Here is a 24,037-nt window from a genome sequence, read left to right as displayed (position 1 = left end):
GAACTTAACCTTTCTTATATAAAAACTCTGCCAAAGCCGTCATAAACTGACCTGGCGCTTCCACATGTACATTGTGACCTGCATTTTCTACACAGACATGGTAAAAGTTTGGCAATACACCAAATACATCTCTCCCTATTGTAGTATATTTTGTATCTAATGCGCCACTAATATATACACAATCCATAGATAATTCTGTTAGTCTAGTCCCCACATAGGGCATCACGCCCTGCCCAGAACAACGCAATGTTTCTGCTAATGCGTAAGTACTATTATGGGCACGACGTTTGTAAATACGCTCTTGAACATCTAGAGATAATCTTTTTTGAGACTCAAATATAGGTATATTTGCCCATTTTGTAGCAAACCACCCCCCATCATGATTCTCGATTTGACAAGCTAGTTCCTCATCTTTGAGTCGTCGTTCTTCTCTTTCCATATCATTCTCGATACCCACAGAACCGCTTTCCAATATGAGTTGTTTAATGTCATCTCCATACTGTAATGCATAAAGCAGTGCCAAGCGAGCCCCCATAGAATACCCCATAAGAGCGTAGCTTTCACCAGCAACAGCAGTGATAACGGTATGCAAATCATGGAGCATACGAGGGATGCTGAAAACATCTGTATCCTCTGGAATATCGGAATCTCCGTGGCCGATAGTATCGATACGAATTAACTGATACCCAGGAACGACAATACCATCCCAAGTATAGCCAGACTCTGAAAATCCGTGCAGACATATCAAGGGTTTTCCATAACCTACCATAGTCAAACCATAGCGATAGTCGCCGAGATCTACGTACATGCGCTGAGCGCTGTGATGTTGAAATGTATCAATAATACTACATGCATGTATGCTCATAATAATCCTCTAGTCACTCACTAAAATAAAATGTGCCTATATGGGTATCTTCATATTCGTAGCCATCACCTTTGCACCAAGTATATAAACCCTTACAGTTTCTCAATACGACCTGTATATCTATCGGGAATGATGTATAAGTTTGATGTAATTGGTAGCTATGATTCTTATTGGTAGGTATTTCAATAATATGAACCCCCTCTTGTGTCACAACCTTACTAAATACAGAAGAAAACTCATGAGGTGTATTAATTTTTGTGTATCCACAACCATATAATGTGGAAGCACTACGATAATCTAATCCTTGCGCTGTAGAGAATAGATATTCAAAATGCTTTGTTCCCTTTTGCGGCAAGTATTCAAAAATGCCACCCCCATCATTATTGTGCAAAATAATAGTGAGATGTAACTGATGTGTGTTAGCTACAGCAAGACCGTTCAAATCGTGGAACATAGATAGGTCACCTGTCACTAGTACCGTAGGTTTCCCATTCGCTGCCAATCCCAAAGCAGTAGAGATGGTGCCATCAATGCCATTAACGCCACGATTACCATAAAGCAATGAATCACTGCAATTAGCATCCCAAAAATAATCAAAATCACGAATAGACATACTATTAGCTATCATGATTTGACCACCTTCTGGCATATATTTCTGCAATTCACAAATGGTGCGACCTTCAAAGTTTGTAGGTTCTTGTAGTGCCGTATTTAGTTGTTTGCGCATTGCTACATCCATATATTTCCAACGGGCAAAGAGCGTATCATTTGACACATACGATTCATTGGATTTATTGAATTTATTCGATTCATTTGGTTCATAAAATTCTTCTGGCACATAGGATGTAATCATTTTACTAAATGCTTCATTAAAGGCAACAGCAGTACCTTGAATATGCCAATTCGCAGTTCCTAAAGGATTCATATAATCCATAGTAGGATTAACTACTATATAAAATGCATCTTTACAATGTGCAAGGAACTGCTGCACTCGTTTTGATATCACCATATCGCCAAATTGCACAATAACGTCTGGTACTAGGATATCCCATAGCTCCTTGTTTTTTAGGAATGCATCATACGATGTTATAGTTTGTTCCAAAAACGGCAAGCCCCTAAGACCATCAGACATAGTTGTATGCACTTCTGTAAATCTTGAGCGAATATCATCCACACCTTGCTTATGTTTATATACATGCGAATCACTATGTACAGAATCGCATGTATACCGCATATTAGATAAAGGATCTGCTAATACAGGCGCCTTTACTTGTTTAGCAAAGCGCAATATTGCCTCCCGCTCTTGTAATGGAATATTAGGACCTGCCAAAACGAGAAATGATTTACCCTTAAAAAGTCGAATACATTCCATCATAGAATCAAAATCTAGACTTAAATCCCTAGGCCTAGTAATAGTAAATTGACTGCCACCAGCTTCAAAATGTTTCCTATCAAGATCTGGCACCAACGGTTCAAACAAAGGCACATTGATATGTACAGGTCCTTGTTTAATATCTATTGCCTTCATATACGCTTTACGAGCTACCAACCGTGGGTATGTATAATAATGCTCCTCTTGAGGCACGGTTAATTCTTCATAATAATTAACAGCTGCACCAAACAATTTATGTTGGTCTATAGTTTGCGGTGCCCCTACGTGATGTAATGTATGAGGTCTATCCGCACTAAGCACAATAAGAGGTACACCGCTATATTGAGCTTCTAACAAAGCCGGCAAATAATGGGCCATCGCCGATCCAGAGGTACACACGAGAACGACGGGACGTCCAATTCCTTTGGCAATACCAAGAGCCATAAATGCAGCAGAACGCTCATCTACATTCATATAGGTTGTAAAATTACCATGTTCCATAAACAACATGGATACTGTTGTAGACCGCGAACCAGGGCTAACAACAACATGTGTAACACCGAGGTTTGCAAATTCATCTACAAATGCAGCTACATATTCGTTCATAAAATTCCTCTTTTGCATGGCACTGCTATAGTTTTATATGGCAGACACTCTATAGTCAGAAATACGCCCAACCTAAGTTGGGCGACGTCACTACTCGAGTAAAGTGCATTTTTGACTACTGCAGTACCATTTCTAATATTAGTTTTATAATGCGTCTAATATAGTCCGCATTTTTTGATTCGTTTCTTCATACTCCGCATCACTGTCAGAACCATCTACAACACCACATCCTGCATAAGCATAAAGTGTATTACTTATAACGAGAGCAGAACGAATGGCAACGACAAGAATGCCGTCCCCCATATCTTTCATAAATCCAAATGGTGCAGCGTACATACCTCGTTCATGCGCTTCATATTGCTGCAATAGCGCTAACGCCGTAGTTCGTGGTTCGCCGCCTAATGCTGGGGTAGGATGTAATAATTGTCCCCATTCCACAAGAGACTTTGTAGAATCTGTAGCAGTAATAATTGTCCGTAAATGGTACAACCGAGACAGTTCCATAATCTCTGTTTCTCCTATTTCTATATGAGGTGTTACGGTTTTCATAATTTCTACAATACGATCCCGCACAATATTATGTTCAAATCTATTTTTCTTGTCCTTTAACAGTTGCTCTTTTGTCCATGCTGTAGGTCCAAGCTTTGGTGCCGTCCCAGCTAAAGCATAACTTAAGATTTGATTTCCTCGATGGCGCACTAAAATTTCTGGCGATGCCCCTAAGAATGTACGACCTTCTTTTTCATAAGCAAAGATAAAACAGTTTGGATTATGTTCGACCAAATTATCTAATATGCTAGGCACATTAAAATCACTATCACTAGTATATTCAACCTCTCGTGAGGATACTACTTTGGTTACTGTACCATTCTTAATCGATGCATCTATGGCGCGCATCAACTGATTCCAATCTGCTTTATCATCTGAAGTTTCTCTATATACATGCTCTACACGTGGTACGTTAAAACGCTGTATAGCCTGTGGCTCTCCTGCATAGAGATAAAAAGACTGCCCATTTTCCACAATATAGTAGTGGGTGAAAGCAATCATTTCATGGCCCATATTAGCCCATTTAGGGTCTTTAGAATGATCAAAAAATGTGCCTCCATAAAATACATAAGCGTATTGTTTACGGCCTTCGTCATCTTGCACTGTAGCTAAACGCTTCGCCCCTACCACGATACGGTCACTTTGTCTATCCACCCAAAATACCCGTTCCTCATTAGGGAAATTGAGCCAAAACTCTATAGGATTGTCTAATTGCAAATCTTGTTTAGTATAGTTCATGTTCTATTATATCCATTCGAGTTGTAAAATCGCATTATTTTCTGATTAACCATATCTATTATTGTACCATGTATAGCACTGATTGTGTGCAGTATATTGATAATTCTCTGTAAAATTTTCACCAATACAGCAAAGAATTATCGCTAGCATAGAATCTATATAAAAATAGAGAATAGCTAGTCACAATGAACTAACTATTCTCTATATCAGCAAATCATTATTCGATTTTAACTCTCATTATACAACTTCCATGATTCTCGCGATGGACCTATCAAAGTTTATCAGAACAAGTCTTTCTTCCACATACCGATAATCGCTATAATCGAACATACTACAGATATACCGATAATAATAAAGAAACCTTGTGGGTTATCTTGAAATGGCAAGGCTACGTTTGTGCCCCACAAGCTAAAGATAATTGTAGGTACCGCCAAAGTAATGGTCAAGGCTGCTAACATTTTCATGACCATATTAAGGTTATTTGAGATGATAGACGTAAATGCGTTCATCATATTCATCAAGATGTTGGAGTACATTTCAACCATTTCAATAGCCTGTTTGTTCTCAATAATAACATCTTCTAAGAGATCTTCATCTTCTTCATACATCTTGAGCAAATGTTTATATGTACTATGACCATGCAAGCGTAGCAAACGCTCCATAACCGTACCATTAGTGCGCAAAGCAGATGTAAAGTAAGTCATGGATTTCTGTAATTCCAATAATTGGAAAAAATCTTTATTTTTCGTAGTATGGCGTAATTGGATTTCAATATCGTCCGTACGGCGATTAATTTGTTGCAAATACCGCAAAAACAATGTAGCTGTACGATAGAGAATTTGAAATAAAAACCGCGTCTTTTTAAAGGTATAGAATGTCGATAGTTGATTAGAAATAAATGGGTATAATACTTCTGATTCTTCAAGGCACACGGTAATAAAGAAATCTGGCGTCAAAAAAATACCAAGCGGTACCGTATCATACATATCACTGCCGCGGATAACTGGAATGTTGATAACCACGAATATATAGTTATCCTCTAATTCCACGTGAGAACGTTCTTCCATATCGAGAGCAGTCTTTAATACATCCGTAGGAATTTCTGTGAGAATATTAATGAGGGACAATTCATCGGGGTCTGGATTCACCAAATTTACCCATGAACCCTTTGTGGCATCTGATACTGTGTAATCTGCAACTAATTCTTCTTCTATATGCTTGTACACCGTAATCATGCTATCCCTCCTTCCAGAAATAAGAACTAATATTACCTTAAAATTATATACTATTTAAGTCACCTATTCAAATACAAATAAAACCCTCCTGTTTGGATGACTATATCTTGACCGACAATCAGAATGGGTAGTATAGTCCCCGCGGGAGGGTTTTATTGTACGTAAAGTCCACTATGCTAGGTTATTTACGATTTAAAATGCGGATAGAGTTAAGAATACAAAGGATAGATACACCTGTATCACCAAACACCGCCCACCACATAGATGCATAACCCATAAGGCCAAGTACCATGATGATGACTTTTACAACGATAGCAAATACTACGTTTTGCCACGCCACACTAAGTGTAGCTTTAGCTAAATCAATAACGTGAACAATAGATTGCAAAGACGGACGCATGAAGACAACATCGGATGCTTCAATAGCCGCATCAGCACCACTGCCCATAGCACCACCTACATCAGCACCTGCTAATACAGGCGCATCGTTAATACCATCGCCTACAAACATAGTAGGGCCATACACAGCACGAGTATTTTGTACAACAAATAATTTATCTTGTGGCAACAAGCTGGCATGAACTTCACTAACAGTAGTTTGTTTTGCAATATATTCTGCGCTAGCTAGTGCATCACCAGTTAACATAATAGTTTTAATACCATTAGCATTGAGTTTTTGAATAGCAGTGGCAGAATCAACACGAGGCTCATCAGAAATGATAATACGCCCCACATATTGTTTCCCTACAGCGACAAGCACTTCTGTACCGTATACAGAGGCATCAGCAGAATAACCAGTTACATCATAACGTTCGAGCAAACGACGGTTACCAACTAGAACTTGTACGTCTTCTCCTCTACTAGCCAGTCCTTGTACGATTGCCACTTTGTCTGCTGTAACCGCTCCATCTAATCCTTGCACACCAATGACTCTGCCCACAATACCTTCTCCAGCTAATTCTTGTACATCACTAGATACTGTAAAAGTAAGATTTTGAGCATTGGCAGCTTCTACGATAGATTGCGCAATGGGATGTGTAGATACTGATTCTACAGCAGCAGCTACACTTAATAAGACGCTTTCAGAAACAGAGTCATTCACTGGTTCTACAGAATGCACCTTAAATTCACCTGATGTAATAGTACCAGTTTTATCAAGTGCTACAGCTTTCACCCCTGCCAAAGCCTCGATAACACGACCACCTTTTAACAAGATCCCCTGTTTAGACGCATTGCCAATACCAGAGAAAAATGCCAATGGAACGCTAAGTACCAAGGCACAAGGACAGGAAATAACAAGGAATGTTAAGGCCGTGTAAATCCATTTGTGCCATTCCCCTGTGAGCAAGGATGGGATAATGGCAACAATCAATGCCAAGCCTACAACAATGGGAGTATACACGCGAGCAAAACGTGTGATAAAACGGTCAATTTTCGGTTTGGAAGATGCCGCATTTTCTACAGCATCGAGGATTTTTGTAACCATCGATTCCCCTAATGGTTTATCCACACGCATAGTAATACGACCGCTTTCATTAATACAACCAGATAATAGCTGAGTCCCCCTCTCAGCGCGAATTGGTACTGGTTCACCTGTAACAGGTGCAGTATTGACCCGCGTACTACCATCTAATACAGTGCCGTCCAAAGGAATTAAATCGCCAGGGCGCACTTCGATAGTCCAGCCTACTTCTACTCTTTCAGGTGCCATAACGATGATTTCACCACCACAGCATTCGTCAACTACACGCACCTCTTGAGGACGCATATCAACAGCATTCATAATTTCAGTACGACTACGATCGGTTGCTTTATGTTCAAAGAATTCACCAATACGATAGAATAAAATTACCCCTACCGCTTCTGGCAATGCATCGATTACAATGGCGCCTAATGTAGCAATAGACATAAGGAAATTTTCGTCAAAAATTTCACCTTTTAAGATATTGCGACCTGCTGTTTTTAATACAGGGAATGCCAACAATACATAGGCAATATAGTAAATAGCTGTTTCAATAGATTCAGGCATGCCTATACCTGGTACAATGGTGGTTAATGCTTCATAAATCATGAAAATCAACCCTACCCCGATAATACCGATAGTTACCGCATCAGAACCATGGTCATGGCTGTGATCATCCATTAGGGCTTTCGATGGACGTTCGTAATCTGTTACGGTTACACCTTCTTCGATAGCATCACAAATAGCTTGAATTTCGCATTTTAAAGCCTCTCTATCTTCCCAAGCACCAGTTAATCGCAATTGATGCGTAGCAATGGCAAAATCAGCCGATTCAATACCAGCCATTTTGCGGATACGATCTTCAATTTTCGCTGCACAATTCGCACAATTTAAGTCTTTTAAGAGTAGTGTTTCTTCCATGGAGCCTCCTTTTATACACATATGTAATCATATCATCTTATAATTATTTATTTTATGTTTTACATATTATATGAATATTTGTTCATATGTTTATTTTAATAAAAAGGAGATTCCTTGTCAATAAAAATTATCCATTAAATGGATTCATTATTTCAATTATTGTTCCGGTCCCAAATCTCGATATTCCACATCTCTGAATCGTGTCAGTTCACCAACGAATTGGAGTTCTACGGTACCAACAGAACCGTTACGATGTTTACGAATAAGGATTTCTGCATTATCCCCTTTTTCGGAGTTTTCATCATAATATTTATCTCGATACAAGAAAATTACAATATCTGCATCCTGCTCAAGAGAACCAGATTCACGAAGGTCGGACAATACAGGGCGTTTATCAGGGCGACTCTCAACGCTACGCGATAATTGAGATAATGCGATAAGTGGCACGTTAAACTCTCGAGCGATTAATTTAAGGTTACGAGAAATCTCCGATACCTCTTGTTGACGATTTTCACTGTTGCGACCACCATTGCGACCTTGCATGAGCTGAATGTAATCAACGATGACGAGGTCAAGACCATGTTCTACCTTGAGCCGTCGTAATTTAGCACGCATATCTTGTACCGTAAGACCAGGTGTGTCATCGATAAACAGTTTAGATTGGCTCATTTCTTCTGCAGCTTTAATGACTCTTGCCCAATCTTCGTTGTCCATATCAGCACGAGTTAATTTACTAGAATTAACACCAGATACAGATGCTAAAATACGGCGTACTAATTGTTCGGTCCCCATTTCTAAGGAGAAGAAAGCTACAGTTAAATTATTTAGCATCGCTACGTTTTGAGCAATATTCAAGGTAAACGCCGTTTTCCCCATAGCAGGCCGAGCTGCGACAAGAATTAGATCCGATTTTTGTAAACCATTGAATATATGGTCCACATCTCTAAAACCTGTAGGCACACCTGTTAATACACCATCTTGTTGTTGTAATAGATTTAATCGTTCAATACTGCTTAATACAGCTTCTCCAATAGGAGAGAACGATGATTCCGATCGCGTTTGTCCTCCTACATCTAATATCATTTGCTCCGCTCGATTCATAATCTCCGACGGTTCCTCTTCACCTGCATAGGTCATACCTACGATTTTGTTTCCTGCATCGATAAGTCGACGCATTTGTGCTTTTTCAGAAATAATACGAGCATGTTCTTCAATATTATAACCTGTTGCTTCATTGGCAAGGGATGTAATATACGCAATGCCGCCTATAGTATCAAGTTTTTTTCGGCGTTCCAACTCTTCGCTAAGAGTGATGAAATCGATGGTTTTATTAGCATATACTAAACTTAAAATAGCATCATAGATAATGCGATGTGTGTCGCGATAAAAATCATCACGTTGAACGATAGATGTTACCGTATCTACAGCGATACCCGTGCTCGATCCATCAGTTAATAAAGCGCCTAATACGGCTTTTTCCGCTTCTTCATTGTGCGGCGGTATACGTACGTCCATGTTGCCCTCCCCCCAAAACTAGAAAAGAAATCACCACACTCTTTGAGCATGGTGATATCAATTATTCTGCTACTACATTGACCTTAATAGTGCTTGTAATTTCAGGATGTACACGAACTAATACTTCATGTACACCTAATGTTTTCAATGGGTCTTTGATTTCGATTTTCTTTTTATCGATATCCACCTTGTATTGTTCTTTAGCCGCTTCGGAAATATCTTTGGCGGTGACGGAGCCAAATACGCGGCCATCTGCGCCCATGCGAACCTTGACAGTCACTTCCACTTTTGTAAGCTGTGCTGCCAAGACTTTAGCTTCATCATTTGCCACCGCTTTGTGATGCTGTACAGACTCTTGTTTTTGTTTAGCATTGTTTACATTCGTAGCAGTACCTTCAAGGCCTAACCCTTTTTTGATGAGTACATTGCGACCATATGCATCGCTTACTTCTACGATTTCACCTTTTTTACCAACTTTTTTTACATCTTCTAATAATACTACTTTCATTATGATTCCTCCTCTGTTTCTGCCGAGTGAAGAGCAACTAGTGCATGTTCTAAAATAGCCTTCTTCGCCTCGTCTATAGTCATGCCTTGTAATTGAGCACCTGCCACCGTGCGATGACCTCCTCCACCTAAGGCTTCCATTACAACTTGAACATTGACTTTACCCTTAGATCTAGCACTCACACCAATAGCACCATCGTTTAATGTATATAGTACAAATGCAGCCTCAATATCTTCGTTACTGATGAGCATGTCCGCCCCTTGTGCAGCCAATGCCATCATATCTTTCACACCTTCTGGGGCTACACCAATAGCCACCCCTTCGGTACGACTAGCTTCGAATACTATTTTAGCACGTAATTGAATAGAATCGAAGGTTTCAATAAACAATTGTCGTACCAATTCAATATCTGCTCCACCGCGTTTTAAAAACGCCGCTGCTTCAAATGTACGAGCCCCTGTTTGTTGAAAGAAATTCTTTGTATCCAATACAATACCTGCATAGATACCCGTTGCTTCTTGTTTTGAAAGTTTCACTGGAGCACCTGCATACTGAACTAGTTCTGTAACAAGCTCACTAGTAGATGATGCTGCAGGTTCTAAATAGGTTAATAGTGGATTTTCAATAAAATCGGCTGCACGACGGTGATGATCTATAACAATACGTCGTTCTGCAATGTTAAGGGCCTCAGGGGCTGCCACCATTTCAATACGATGTGTATCACATACAATAGCTAATGTATTAGAATCTACCCAATCCTTTGCCATTGTAGGAGTGATGATATGGGTGTGCCAAAATTCATCTTCATTCAGGATATTTACCATTTTAATAATAGCACTTGTTTCTTTGGAAAGCACCAATCGCACATCTTTACCAAGGGCTCTCGCAATAGATACGACGCCGATAGCGCCACCTAATGCATCGTAGTCTTCTCGTTGGTGTCCCATAACAAGGATTTTATCAGAATCATTCATCAATTCATGAATAGCTTGTCCTACTACGCGAGCACGAACACGAGTATTTTTTTCAATCCCTGCTGTATTTCCCCCAAAGAAGCGAGTGCTTTCACCATCCATAATACAAACCTGATCGCCACCGCGACCTAATGCGATATCAAGAGCTGCACGAGCACGGCTAGACACTTCTTTAACACTACCTGCATTTTCGCCAATTCCAATACTGATAGTGGCCGGCACTTGACGTGGAGAAGGCAATTTGCGGATTTTTTCCAAAATCCTGAACCCATCTTGTTCCATAGCCTGCAATGCACCACGGGAAATAGCAAAGGTATACATATCGTCTTGAAAATTGCGAACAAAGCCATCATGTTTATCGATTTCATCAACTACAACATTATTAATTTCCGCCCATAAATTCGTATATTCTCGGTCCCCAAGCCCCTTTGTTAGTTCCTCAATATTATCGATTTGAATCATGCCCCATACAGGTTGTTCTTCTTCTGCCTGAATACGAGCTCGTTCAATATCTGTAATATCCTTGAAATAAAGAGCCATCACTGCATGTTCGGCTAATTCATCATCAGAATTGACAGTAATACGTGTATCTCTAGGATTAATAAATTTATACACAACTTGAAAATATCGATTTCCGTAATGCTCTTTTAAAAATCCCGACTTTCCCCAAATCTTGTCGATTCTGAAACCGGGAATCAAGGTCGACATTTTTTGCAATTTATTCCAATCAACCTCTACCCAATCAGCAAACACGCTATTGTTCCATACCAATGTTCCTTGCTTATTAACAAGAGCAATAGCAGTTGGTAAATTTTGCAATGCAAAATTCTGTGCTTGTGTTACATTTTTTCCCATTACATTAAATTGTTCTCGTGCCAAACGTCGTCTATTGTGAATAGTGTTATAGTTCACTAAATAGGCTGCACCCACAATAATCAATGCTAATACAGCAATTGCCCAATTTAAATAGGCAATAATTAACAACAACATGCCTAGCACAGCGATAATGGAAATTTCTATAATCTCCCATCTGCGTTGAAAGGATTTCATAGGGGCCTCCTTTCTATTACTGGTTCCGTGACTGATAACGGGATCGTAAATCCATAAACATATCCATAATCCCAAAAATGATTAACCCGATAGGAGTCATTACATACAAAAAACCTAGAATAAGAATCTTAATAAATCGAGATATCTTATAGGCATTTAAAATACCGAGCAAACAGGCGATGCCATTTAAACCACAAACAAAGGCTCCAAACAAACCTAAATTCATACCGATGGTGGTAATAATGTAATTATTAATACCTAAATAAGAAGAACCATATACGAGGATGAGTCCCACAGCTAAGACACCTGCGCTCCAAATAGGCATATGCCATGTAGAAATAGATGGTATAGATTGTACTGGATTATTAGTGCGTTTCGCCATGAAAGCAGTAAAACGAGCCATAATATAAGATACAACTGCCATAGCGCAAAATCCGTAGGCTACAATCATCCGTTTGATTTGCTCAAAACTCTTACCAACTTGTTGCATATATGCTTCCACCTGTTCTGGTGGTAATTGCTGTTGCTGAACAGCAGTCATTAACGAATCTCTTAACTCAGTGTCAAAGGATTGCCATGCAGTAGACACATCAAAAGATGTAACACTAAATGTAACTAACACCGTTGCAATTGTAGTTAAACAAAGAGCAATAGTCGGCAACAAAATCAACTTTGTTGGATTCCAATAATTTCTAAATCCCATACCAAGAAAAATACTTGGCACCGCATACATCAATACAGTGCCCAACGCCGTAAGCGGACCTAATATAATGGATACTAATACAAATGATACGACAACAGCGGCACAACTATATCGAGTGCCCCATCGTATACCGACTAACGCAGTGGCAGCTGGCGCTACAATAGTAGCTAACAACGATAATAGAGGCACGCTGGCACCTACAATAGTTAACATCACTATGATGGCTGACAAAAATGCCGTTTCCACCATAGCCCGTGTATTTGTTTGATTCATAATACTCCATTCATCAACTAACAGGACAAGTAGTATTTTTTAATTATATCAGTTTGAAAACTTAACTTCAAATCCCCCATATCAGGGAATTGATACTACCTTAATAAAAAAGTAATTTCTAATTTTCAATTACAATTACTGCTGAAAACGAATATATTATGTATAAAACACTGAGAGCTATCGCCCAAGGGACACCCCTAGTGCGATAGCTCTTTATCATCTTATACGTCTTGAATGATTGGCAAAATCATAGGTCTACGACGAGTTTTTTCGTAGAAGAATTTACCCAATGCATCGCGAACATTTTGTTTGATCGTTGTCCAATCTTTAATGCGCTGTGATTCACAATCATCAATGACTTGATGTACACGACGCTCTGCTTCAATCATAAGTTCTTCTGCATCACGGACGTATACGAAACCACGAGATACGATGTCTGGACCAGATACGATGGTACCAGAGTGTTTTTCCATAGCCATAACTACGATTACCATACCTTCTTGTGCCAATTGTTGACGATCGCGGATAACGATGTTACCTACATCACCTACACCAAGTCCATCTACGAAGATAGCACCAGCTTGGACACGGCCACCTTTACGACCACCATCTTTATCAAATTCAAAAATTTGACCATTATCACCAATGAGAATTTTCTTAGGATCTACGCCCATAGAAACGCCCAATTCACCGTGACGACGTAGCATACGATATTCACCGTGAACAGGAATAAAGTATTCAGGACGCACAAGGTTAAGCATAGTTTTTAATTCTTCTTGGCTAGCGTGACCAGATACGTGAATACCGCGGTCTTTACCATACACAACATGACAACCGAGGCGCAACAAATTATCGATAGTTTTACCTACTGCCCCTTCATTGCCCGGAATTGGCGTAGCAGAAATAATAACAGTATCATTAGGTGCCAATTCTACGGTGCGGTGATTATTCGTAGCCATACGAGACAAACCCGCCATCGGTTCACCTTGGGAACCAGTAGTTAAAATCATGATTTGATCATCTGTGTAGTTATGCATAACATCTACATCGATAATCGTATTTGGTGGAATATTCAAATAGCCGCGTTCTTGTGCGATTTCTGTTACATTCACCATGCTACGGCCCATAACTACAACTTTGCGTTTGTACATAACAGCAGCATCGATAGCTTGTTGAATCCGAGATACATTGGACGCAAATGTAGCAAGCACAACACGGCCACGAGCCTCACCTACAGCTTGTTTAATAGCAGGTCCAACGGAGCTTTCAGAGCCTGTAAAACCAGATTTCTCAACATTTGTAGAATCAGACATCAATGCTAGTACACCTTTGTTACCGAGCTCTGCAAATTTGTGCATATCCATCAACTTACCATCTACTGGAGTTTGGTCAATTTTAAAGTCCCCTGTATGAACGATAGTGCCGATTGGCGTATCAAAATATACAGCACATGAATCAGGTATAGAATGGTTTGTTTGAATAAAGCCAACCTTCACTTGACCGATTTGAATTTCATCGCCTGCTTCCACTAAACGAAGCGGTTTGTTAGATACTTTATGCTCTTTTAATTTACCTTCAATCAGTCCGCATACTAGATTGGTAGCATATACGGGACAATTAATTTCTTTCATAAGGTATGCCAAGGATCCGATATGGTCCTCATGACCATGAGTAATAACGACAGCCTTAACTCGGTCGCGGTTTTCGATGAGATATGTCATATCGGGAATAACAATATCTACGCCGAGCATATCTTCACTAGGAAATGCAAGCCCTGCATCTAATACGATAATTTCATCTTCGTATTGAAATACAGTCATATTTTTGCCGATTTCACCAAGGCCACCTAATGGGATGATTTGGAACTTACCTTTATTAGCCCCATTTGGTTGGCGCCCAATTAAATCCGCCTGTTCATAAGGGTTTTTATCATGATTGCGCGTCATAGGGCGATTATTAACACGCATACGACGATTGTTATCAGAATCTCTGTCATTGTTGCGGTTGTTATCGAAATTACGCCGTGTAGTATTTCGTGTATTTCTTGCGTTCTCGCTATTACGAGTTTGTGTACCATTACGGTTGGTCCGTGTCTGACGAGGTCTACGTTCCATTTGTTGACCTTCACCTTGTTCCCCATTTGCACGTGGTCGGCGTGTAGTAGGTCTGTTCGTGTTTGTATAGCGACGCTGACGACCATCGCCAGTATTACGGCGTTCCGTTCCATTCCGTTGCTCACCTTGACGAGAATCGCCGGATAAGCGCCGTGTATTTGTACGATAGCGCGGTCTTTGTTCACCTTGCGCAGCCGTTGCAGTTGGTTCTACAGTCACTTGTGCAGCAACCTGATTGTCTGTTGTATTCACAGTTCCTCCTAAAATTTTGTTCATTAATTTGTTTAACATATATTCTCACCTATCACTTGAATTGATCTTTACAGAGGAAAAGATACAAACGAAAAAGGCGCTAATTACTAGCGTCTCACGAAAAAAGGCGCAAAAATAGCGCTACTCAATTGTTACCGTTCTAGTTCGCTTGTTCATTCGCCTCATGCAAATGAATATAGTGCATCATCAAACACGTGCAGCCGCTACGTTACGTTCAATTTATTACTGCTTGATGACCAATATAATTCCGATCGTTTTGATGAAAGCCCTGCTTTCATACGTTACGTTTAGTATACCACAAAAATGGCGTTAACAAAAGTGTATTGTTAACGCCACTAATTATGCAAATTATATAATAGATATCTTATTTCTTCATAAGCAAACAAAAGCATATTCCCTAGATACTACAGCTATTGTCATTTACAAATAGAAATCAGCATCCTTATAAATCCTGCCCTCCATAATTTTCTAGTGCCCCCTTAAATCCTTCACGATAGAGATTGGCCCCACCATTTGCAGGATGTCTAAGCCCTATAGCAGGTAACCCGAATCGCTCCAATGTTTGAGCCGATTTCTGCCCTACCGCAAACACCAGTGGGTCCGGTCCACCCAATTGACGATGGATATCTAATAGTTGCTTCGTATACTCATACCCAATCCGTTGCTCCTCTTCCGTAGGGGTACGATTTGTTAAAGGAGCCCCACTCTTATAGGGATGAAAAGGGAAAATATTCCACAACAAAGTATCATAAGGATTCACACCCAATTCAACGATTGCATTCCACACCACTGTATCCGTAGGTTCGTTAAATCCTAACTCTTGTTGTGTCCGTTTTAATAAAGGGCTAACAGGAGAACTAGTGCGAAGTAATGGCACCTCTGCTACATCACTAGATTTAATTGTTTTATGTTTCCCTAAAAGCATTCTTTCACAAGTGATAGCAATGCCAGAGAAGCGACCTCCTTGATATCCTACGGCTTCGGCAACAATAAAAATCTTTGCCCGTCCTAAACGAGGGAGTAAATAAGCTAACAGATTATTGCAGCGAATGGAAGGACTGGAGTTATCACATTCTAACTGTTCATCAAAATCCCCCCACGGATTAAATACCATTTCTTTTTTGTAAGATTTCAAACTAGTTAGAAAATCGGTTATCATAGATTTTTTGTGTGCCGATTGATTATTAATATAATGCAACCACATCGTATTATAGTTAAATAAACTCATATCTTGTATTCCCATTGTATATCGATTCTTCAATAATCCTCTATTGGCTATAATCACGACGTTACCAATCATGATAATTTAATTCTTAAACGCTTTAGCCCCAATGTCTGTGCGGTATTGCATCCCCTCAAATTCAATGTGGTTCACGCGCTCATACGCACGGTCTAATGCGGTGCGCAAATCTTTTCCTAATCCTACAACACCAAGCACACGTCCTCCATTGGTGACAAAGTGCTCGCCTTCTAATTTTGTACCAGAATGGAATATAATCGTAGTGTCATATTGTTTTAACTCACCGTGGATAACATCGCCTTTAGAAGATGTTTCAGGATAGCCTTTAGATGCCAAAATAACACAAGCAGCAGATGAGTCTTTCCATTTTACCTGTTTTGGTTCCAAAGAACCTGTAGCACAAGACAACATAATTTGTCCTAAATCACCTTCTAATAGTGGCAACACCACTTGTGTTTCTGGATCCCCAAAACGGGCATTAAATTCTACTACTTTAGGACCTTGATCAGTAATCATAAGACCTGCATATAAACAACCTACATAAGGCATACCTTCTACTGCCAATGCATCTACCATAGGTTGTAAAATAGTTTTCATCGCTGTATCCCGCAATGCATCCGTCAATACTGGTGCTGGCGCATAAGTGCCCATACCGCCTGTGTTAGGCCCTTTATCACCATCAAAGATGCATTTATGATCTTGAGATGCAATCATAGGCACAACAGTTTTACCATCAACAAAGGCGAGCAGACTAGCCTCTTCACCAGCCATGAATTCTTCGATAACAACGGTACTGCCTGCATCACCAAAACGATTACCACTAAGCATATCTTCTACGGCTACATTGGCTTCTTCTACAGTCATGGCTACCACTACGCCTTTACCAGCTGCTAAGCCATCTGCTTTCACAACGATAGGCGCCCCGGTGTGAGCAATAAATTGTTTTGCTTCATCCACATCAGAAAATACGCCATAAGCAGCAGTAGGGATATTATACTTTTTCATCAAGTCTTTTGCAAACACCTTAGAGCCTTCTAATTGGGCAGCCGCTTTAGAAGGGCCAAATACAGGGATGCCAGCCTTATTTAAATCATCCGCAAGACCAGCTACCAGCGGCGCCTCAGGTCCGACTACAACAAGGTCTACTTTATTATCTTTCAAAAAACGAATGAGTAAATCTGTTTGTGTCCAGTCAATACCTACTAATTCGGCAACGCCACCCATGGCCGCACTTCCAGGTACAGCATACACTTTTTCAACGCTTGGGGATATGGATAAACGCCATGCAATAGCGTGCTCACGACCGCCATTACCGATTACACATACTTTCATACTAATCTCCTTCGGCATATATAAAATCGTCATCGTAAAATCTACCGTATAGAAAACAATCTACACCACCCCAAAAGCGATGTAGATTGCATTACTTTAATGTTTAAAATGGCGAATATCTGTGAATACCATAGCAATACCTGCATCGTCAGCAGCTTTGATAGATTCTTCATCACGGATAGATCCACCTGGTTGAATAATGGCAGAAATACCGTGTTCTGCTGCGGTAGCTACAGTGTCACCGAATGGGAAGAATGCATCGGATGCAAGAACAGCGCCTTTTGCGGCTTCACCGGCTTGTTCAAGAGCGATTTTGGCAGAGCCAACGCGATTCATTTGACCGGCGCCAACACCGAGTGTACGTTTTTCATTAGAAATCAAAATAGCATTAGATTTAACATGTTTTACAAGTTTCCACGCAAATTCAAGGGCTTTCCATTGTTCTTCAGTAGGTTGTGCTTTTGTCACTACCTTGTAATTAGCACGATCTTCAACGATGTCATCTTCCGTTTGCACCAATAAACCACCAGACACTTTCTTTACAGTCACTTGACCCGATTCAGGTTTTGTCAATTCAATGAGACGAATATTTTTTTTCGCCGTCAAAATATCTAGTGCGTCTTGTGTGAAAGCTGGTGCCATAATGACTTCCAAGAAAATCTTAGCCATTTCTTCTGCTGTAGCAGCATCTACTTCACGATTCAATGCAACGATACCACCAAAAGCAGATAGCGAATCTGCTTCATAAGCATTTACATAGGCGTCGTGCAAATTGGCAGCAACGGCAGCACCACACGGGTTTGTATGCTTGATAATACATGCTGCAGGGTCATTAAACTCCCATACCATATTCCAAGCCGCTTCCATATCTACAATATTATTATAGGATAATTCTTTACCATGCAATTGTTTGAGCGCCCCCATACCATGGGCAGTGCCAATTTCTTTATAAAAAGCGGCTTGTTGGTGAGGATTTTCACCATACCGAAGGTCTGCTACCTTTTCATAAGCGCTCAAATATTCTGGCGGTGTAGGTCCTTCACCGATAACGCCACTCATGTAATTAGCAATGGCTGTATCATATGCCGCTGTGTGTGCAAATGCTTCTTTTGCTAATGCAAAACGGTATTCTTGAGTCAATTCACCATTTACTTTGAGCATGTCTAAAATTTCAGAATAGTGATTAGGATTAACCACAATACCTACAAAGGCATTATTTTTCGCTGCAGAACGAACCATTGTAGGGCCACCGATATCAATATTTTCAATAGCCTCTTCTAAAGATACATTTGGTTTTGCAATGGTTTCACGGAACGGATAGAGATTAACTACCACAAGATCTAAAGGCAAAATACCATGGTCCGCCATAGCTTGTTGATGTTCCCTATTATCTCGAATCGCCAAAATACCGCCATGCACTTTAGGATGCAATGTTTTTACACGGCCATCCATCATTTCTGGAAATCCTGTTAAGGATTCTACTGCTGTAGCAGGAATGCCCGCATCAGTAATAGCTTTCAACGTGCCACCTGTGGAATAAATGGTAACACCTAAATCCACAAGACCTTTGGCAAAATCTACAATACCAGTTTTATCAGAAACACTAAGAAGTGCGTTTTGAATCATCATTTCTCCCTTATTCCTTATAACTTACAATACGACCATCGATACATAATGCATCATTGCAAAATAGAGCTAGTGCCTCACGATAGGTAGCGTGTTCTACAGGCAATAGTCGTTCACTCAATGTATCCTCTGTATCATCAGCAAAAACAGGTACTGTATTTTGCATAATAATAGGTCCTGTATCCATGCCTGCATCTACAAAATGGACTGTGCAACCTGTAATTTTTACACCTGCATCGATAGCTTGTTGATGTCCATGCAATCCTGGGAAAGATGGCAATAGAGCAGGATGAATATTCAAGATTTTATGTTCATATGCCTCAATAAGAGGTGCCCCTACAATACGCATATAGCCAGCTAATACGATACCATCCACATCATAGGGTGCCAAAACTTGTAATTGAGCTAATTCAAAATCAGCTTTAGATTGGAAATCACTACGTTCTATTACTACGATAGGAATATTCCATCCTTTAGAACGTTCTACAATACCGGCATCGCCATGATCAGTAATAATAATGACAAATTCTCCATTAATAATGCCGTCTTGCATCGCCTTATATAAGGCCTCTCCATTAGAACCGCGACCGCTGGCAAATAAGGCTAATCGTTTCTTACGGCCTTCGCCATTAGAATTGCCTCGGTGTTCAACACAATGGAGATTGCCATTCGATGCACTTATGCTCGCCTCTTTATGCATCGAACTCAGCCCCTTTTAATACAACAGGACCATCGCCATCGATGATGCAACCGATTTCGTATACAGCTTCACCGCGACTTTCAAGATTAGCTTTCACATCTGCTACATGATTAGCATCAACGATGAGAATCATACCTATCCCCATGTTGAAAGTACGATACATTTCAGGCCATGCTACATTGCCCCATTCTTGCAATTTACTGAATACAGGAAGTCGTGGCCATGTAGATACATTTATCTCTGCAGTAACACCCTTCGGCAATACACGAGGAATATTTTCATAAAAACCACCACCAGTAATATGAACCATACCTTTAATATAGTTTTCTTGAATTAATGGCAATACTGCTTTTGGATATAAACGGGTAGGTGTTAGTAATTCTTCACCTAATGTTTTGCCAAACTCAGGAATCTGTTCATCAATAGAAAGATTTTTATGGTCGAAAACGATTTTACGCACTAAGGAAAAACCGTTAGAATGAACACCAGATGATGGTAATCCGAGAATCACGTCTCCAGATTTGATATGTTCACCAGTGATGAGCTTTGGACGATCTACGATACCTACGGCAAAGCCTGCCACATCATAATCACCATCGCCATAAAAACCAGCCATTTCCGCTGTTTCTCCACCTAATAATGCACAACCAGACTCTTCACACGCATTAGCTACGCCTCGCACTATATCAGCTACTTGTACAGGGTCAAGTTTACCTACTGCTACATAATCGAGGAAGAATAAAGGTGTTGCACCTTGTACGAGAATATCATTTACACTCATAGCCACGCAGTCTTGACCGATTGTATCATGTTTATCCATCATAATAGCGAGGCGCAATTTAGTACCCACCCCATCGGTACCAGATACGAGCATAGGGTCTTGCATAGAATGACCTGCTAAGGAATATAATCCTCCAAATCCGCCTAAATCTCCCACAACGCCAGGAGTATAAGTACGTTTTACAGACTCTTTCATCAATTCTACGGCTTTATTACCTGCATCGATATCTACACCTGCATCACGATAGGTTAATCCAGTTTTATTCGAGCACATATTTAACTCCTTCTTCTTGTTCTGTAGGTACATTGACTCTGTAATCACCATTAAAGCAAGCGAAGCACAAGTCTGCTTCTGGTACACCACTTACGGCGCGGCATAGACCTTCTCTAGATAAATAATGCAATTTATCGGCTTTAATATAATCTCTAATTTCATCTACTGTGTGCGTAGCAGCAATTAATTCCTTGCGCACCGATGTATCAATACCATAATGGCAGGAATACTCGATAGCTGGAGAGCTAACGCACATATATACTTCTTTGGCTCCCGCTTCTTTTAACATATTGACGATAAGACCACTTGTAGTACCACGCACAATAGAATCGTCGATGAGAACGATACGTTTACCACCTACTACGTTCGGCAATGCATTTAATTTCATGCGCACCGCCAATTCCCGTTCTTCTTGATTTGGTTTGATGAAGGTACGACCGCTATAACGGTTTTTAATCAAACCTTCTGCAAATGGAATGCCCGATGCACGAGCATAACCAAGTGCTGCCGTAGTACCAGAGTCTGGAATAGACATAACGATATCTGCATCGTATTTTGTTTCATTATATAATTCACGGCCCATATTAAGGCGCGCTTGGTATACTGATTGACCGTCTATATTACTGTCCGAGCGTGCAAAATAAATATATTCAAAAACACAAAGTTTTTTGTCGATTTTCTCTGGTTCTGCATAAATACTACTGCGTACACCATTATCGTCGATAATTACCATTTCACCAGGGTCGATATCGCGAATGAACTCCGCTTTAATAGCATCAAAAGCACAGTTTTCACTAGCCAATACATAGCCATTTTTAGTTTTTCCTAAACAAAGCGGTCTAAAACCTTGTGGGTCACGAACGCCAACAAGGGAATCATTAGTAGTAATAATCAAAGAAAACGCCCCTTCAATTTGTCGCACTGCATCAGCAATGCGCGCCTCTTGGGAATCTTCTTTAGAGCGAGCAATGAGGTTCACGATAACCTCGGAGTCCATAGTAGTTTGGAAAATAGACCCATCCGCTTCGAGGCGACGGCGAATAGCAAGAGCATTCGTCAAATTACCATTATGAGCTACTGCAATTTGACCACCTTGGTAATGAATAACTAAAGGTTGAATATTACGCGGATTATTAGAACCTGTTGTAGAGTAGCGCACATGACCTGTACCCATATGACTCTGTAAGCTTGGTAGTTCCTTGATGGCTTCTGTTAAAAGCCCCATACCTTTTTTTAGTTCTACCTTGTTGCCATCTGTTACTGCAATACCAGCGCTTTCTTGGCCCCTATGTTGCAACGCAAACAGCCCCCAATATACATATCGTGCAACGTCAATGGTGCGATCAAACACACCAAAAACGCCACATTCTTCATGCCACTTATCAAAAATCGAATCGTAATTCATCAATAACCCCCAGGTTATGCACGCTCGCCTGTTAAGCGGAACAACATTTCTTTATATGCATCTTCGATATTACCTAAATCACGACGGAAACGGTCTTTATCGAGCTTCTCACCAGTTTCGCTATCCCAGAAACGGCAAGTATCAGGAGAAATTTCATCGCCTAATAAGATTTCCCCATTGTGAGTGCCGAATTCTAATTTAAAATCTACTAAGGTTACATTTTTAGTAGCTAAAAAATCTTTTAAAATAGAATTTACTTTCATAGTGATTTCGGAAATTTTATCTAATTGTTCTTGCGTAGCCCAACCAAGTGCAGTAATTTGAGATTCATTAGCAAATGGGTCGCCTAATTCATCGTTTTTATAGCAGAACTCCAAAATTGGGTGCACCAATGGCGTTCCTTCTGGTACGCCAAAGCGTTTTGCCATAGAACCAGCTGCAATATTGCGAACAATAACTTCTAATGGCACAATGTCTAGCGTTAATACTAATTGATTACGATCATCTTCGCGGCGGATGAAATGAGTAGGTACGCCTTCTTGTTTCAACAATTCAAAGAAGAAAGAGGAAATTTTATTATTCAATACGCCCTTACCGAAAATAACATCATGTTTTTCCCCATTAAATGCCGTAGCATCATCTTTGTAATGTACGATATACGCATCGGCATTTCCTGTTTTATATACTTGTTTTGCTTTACCTTCGTATAAAAGTTCCAATTTATTCAAATCGATTTGTGCCATGATAGTGCCTCCATTTGTTATATAAACTACACCATGCGTGAATCTATATCAACGCATATATCTACGTATAATCTCTGTATACTTACAATATTTACAATAATAAAATCCGATTATATATGAATCATTCACCTTGCAAGGATGCTTGCAGTGCATCATTGTCAGCCAGTACTTTATCTGCCATGTCTTGACGGTATGCCTTATATTGCGCTTTTATGTTTTTATTGAAAGCTGCGCCTATTTGTACTACAAATAGGGCTGCGTTTTTAGCACCATCTACCGCCATAGTCGCTACCGGCATACCAGATGGCATTTGCACGATTGCCAACAAGGAATCAATTCCTTTTAAAGCCGTTGCATTTAAAGGAATACCAATGACCGGTAAAGTTGTAAAGCTTGCTACCACACCTGGCAAATGAGCCGCTGCACCAGCGCCTGCAATAAATGCGATAGCACCTTCTTCTTCTAATCTTTCCACAAAAGATTTAACTGCTTCTGGAGTACGATGAGCAGATGCAATAATCATTTCATAAGGGATTTTGAATTCATCTAATACAGAAGATGCTTTTTTCATCGTTTCTAGGTCAGACTTGCTGCCCATAATAATGCCAACTTTCATTATTCCTCCTAACAAAAAAACTCAGCTCAAAAACAGCCGAGTTTACACACAGATAGCGTCCACAAACATATTCATTTCAAAACCATATACATTTATTAATTCTTGATTAGAACATGTAGTCATTGTAGATTGCCCTCCTATCGTTATTTAAATTGTAACAAAG

The 24,037-nt window shown here is 40.0% G+C and carries 18 protein-coding genes; all 18 read right to left on the bottom strand.

Features of this window, described 5'->3' with window-relative positions:
- Positions 1 to 4 precede the first annotated feature (4 nt).
- The 18 genes from menH to purE all read right to left on the bottom strand — a co-directional run bounded on the left by menH (position 5) and on the right by purE (position 23,874).
- Complete coding sequence (menH, locus tag EO120_RS05660) at positions 5 to 865, bottom strand: 2-succinyl-6-hydroxy-2,4-cyclohexadiene-1-carboxylate synthase (protein ID WP_127134510.1); 861 nt, start codon at positions 863 to 865, stop codon at positions 5 to 7.
- A gap of 13 nt (positions 866 to 878) precedes the next feature.
- Entirely contained in the window at positions 879 to 2,843 is a 1,965-nt protein-coding gene (gene menD / locus EO120_RS05655; RefSeq protein WP_127134509.1) for a 2-succinyl-5-enolpyruvyl-6-hydroxy-3-cyclohexene-1-carboxylic-acid synthase, read from the bottom strand.
- A 144-nt stretch (positions 2,844 to 2,987) separates the two neighbouring features.
- Positions 2,988 to 4,130, bottom strand: a complete 1,143-nt coding sequence (locus tag EO120_RS05650) for an isochorismate synthase (RefSeq protein ID WP_127134508.1) — start codon at positions 4,128 to 4,130, stop codon at positions 2,988 to 2,990.
- Positions 4,131 to 4,411: 281 nt separating this feature from the next.
- Positions 4,412 to 5,365: a magnesium transporter CorA family protein gene (locus tag EO120_RS05645; protein WP_127134507.1), complete on the bottom strand. Its 954-nt coding sequence runs from the start codon at positions 5,363 to 5,365 to the stop codon at positions 4,412 to 4,414.
- A 181-nt stretch (positions 5,366 to 5,546) separates the two neighbouring features.
- Positions 5,547 to 7,748, bottom strand: a complete 2,202-nt coding sequence (locus tag EO120_RS05640; RefSeq protein WP_127134506.1) for a heavy metal translocating P-type ATPase — start codon at positions 7,746 to 7,748, stop codon at positions 5,547 to 5,549.
- A 156-nt stretch (positions 7,749 to 7,904) separates the two neighbouring features.
- Positions 7,905 to 9,263 carry a replicative DNA helicase gene (gene dnaB / locus EO120_RS05635; RefSeq protein WP_127134505.1) on the bottom strand — a complete coding sequence of 453 codons (1,359 nt, stop codon included), beginning with the start codon at positions 9,261 to 9,263 and terminating at the stop codon, positions 7,905 to 7,907.
- A gap of 61 nt (positions 9,264 to 9,324) precedes the next feature.
- Complete coding sequence (gene rplI, locus EO120_RS05630) at positions 9,325 to 9,771, bottom strand: 50S ribosomal protein L9 (protein WP_127134504.1); 447 nt, start codon at positions 9,769 to 9,771, stop codon at positions 9,325 to 9,327.
- Positions 9,771 to 11,795, bottom strand: a complete 2,025-nt coding sequence (locus EO120_RS05625; protein WP_127134503.1) for a DHH family phosphoesterase — start codon at positions 11,793 to 11,795, stop codon at positions 9,771 to 9,773. The genes rplI and EO120_RS05625 overlap by 1 nt, the downstream gene beginning before the upstream one ends.
- Positions 11,796 to 11,811: 16 nt before the next feature.
- Positions 11,812 to 12,771, bottom strand: coding sequence for a DUF2232 domain-containing protein (locus tag EO120_RS05620; protein ID WP_127134502.1), 960 nt, complete (start codon positions 12,769 to 12,771; stop codon positions 11,812 to 11,814).
- Between the two features lie 221 nt (positions 12,772 to 12,992).
- The gene (locus EO120_RS05615; RefSeq protein WP_241234899.1) at positions 12,993 to 15,137 is read right to left on the bottom strand and encodes a ribonuclease J; all 2,145 of its coding nucleotides are present in this window, start codon (positions 15,135 to 15,137) and stop codon (positions 12,993 to 12,995) included.
- Between the two features lie 463 nt (positions 15,138 to 15,600).
- Positions 15,601 to 16,386 (bottom strand): uracil-DNA glycosylase, encoded by a 786-nt coding sequence (locus EO120_RS05610; RefSeq protein ID WP_127134500.1) that lies wholly within the window; start codon positions 16,384 to 16,386, stop codon positions 15,601 to 15,603.
- Between the two features lie 78 nt (positions 16,387 to 16,464).
- Complete coding sequence (purD, locus tag EO120_RS05605; protein ID WP_127134499.1) at positions 16,465 to 17,730, bottom strand: phosphoribosylamine--glycine ligase; 1,266 nt, start codon at positions 17,728 to 17,730, stop codon at positions 16,465 to 16,467.
- A gap of 96 nt (positions 17,731 to 17,826) precedes the next feature.
- The gene (gene purH / locus EO120_RS05600; protein WP_127134533.1) at positions 17,827 to 19,356 is read right to left on the bottom strand and encodes a bifunctional phosphoribosylaminoimidazolecarboxamide formyltransferase/IMP cyclohydrolase; all 1,530 of its coding nucleotides are present in this window, start codon (positions 19,354 to 19,356) and stop codon (positions 17,827 to 17,829) included.
- A gap of 10 nt (positions 19,357 to 19,366) precedes the next feature.
- A complete protein-coding gene (gene purN, locus EO120_RS05595; protein ID WP_127134498.1) occupies positions 19,367 to 20,056 on the bottom strand; it encodes a phosphoribosylglycinamide formyltransferase in 690 nt (229 codons plus the stop codon).
- Positions 20,049 to 21,110 carry a phosphoribosylformylglycinamidine cyclo-ligase gene (gene purM, locus EO120_RS05590; RefSeq protein ID WP_127134497.1) on the bottom strand — a complete coding sequence of 354 codons (1,062 nt, stop codon included), beginning with the start codon at positions 21,108 to 21,110 and terminating at the stop codon, positions 20,049 to 20,051. The genes purN and purM overlap by 8 nt, the downstream gene beginning before the upstream one ends.
- Positions 21,097 to 22,515, bottom strand: coding sequence for an amidophosphoribosyltransferase (purF, locus tag EO120_RS05585; protein ID WP_127134496.1), 1,419 nt, complete (start codon positions 22,513 to 22,515; stop codon positions 21,097 to 21,099). The genes purM and purF overlap by 14 nt, the downstream gene beginning before the upstream one ends.
- A 14-nt stretch (positions 22,516 to 22,529) precedes the next feature.
- Positions 22,530 to 23,258, bottom strand: coding sequence for a phosphoribosylaminoimidazolesuccinocarboxamide synthase (gene purC, locus EO120_RS05580; RefSeq protein ID WP_127134495.1), 729 nt, complete (start codon positions 23,256 to 23,258; stop codon positions 22,530 to 22,532).
- Positions 23,259 to 23,379: 121 nt separating this feature from the next.
- A complete protein-coding gene (gene purE, locus EO120_RS05575; protein WP_127134494.1) occupies positions 23,380 to 23,874 on the bottom strand; it encodes a 5-(carboxyamino)imidazole ribonucleotide mutase in 495 nt (164 codons plus the stop codon).
- Between the last annotated feature and the right edge of the window lie 163 nt (positions 23,875 to 24,037).

The sequence above is a fragment of the Veillonella caviae genome (assembly GCF_003992125.1).
Classification (GTDB): domain Bacteria; phylum Bacillota; class Negativicutes; order Veillonellales; family Veillonellaceae; genus Veillonella; species Veillonella caviae.
This window is presented reverse-complemented; position numbering and strand designations above follow the sequence as displayed.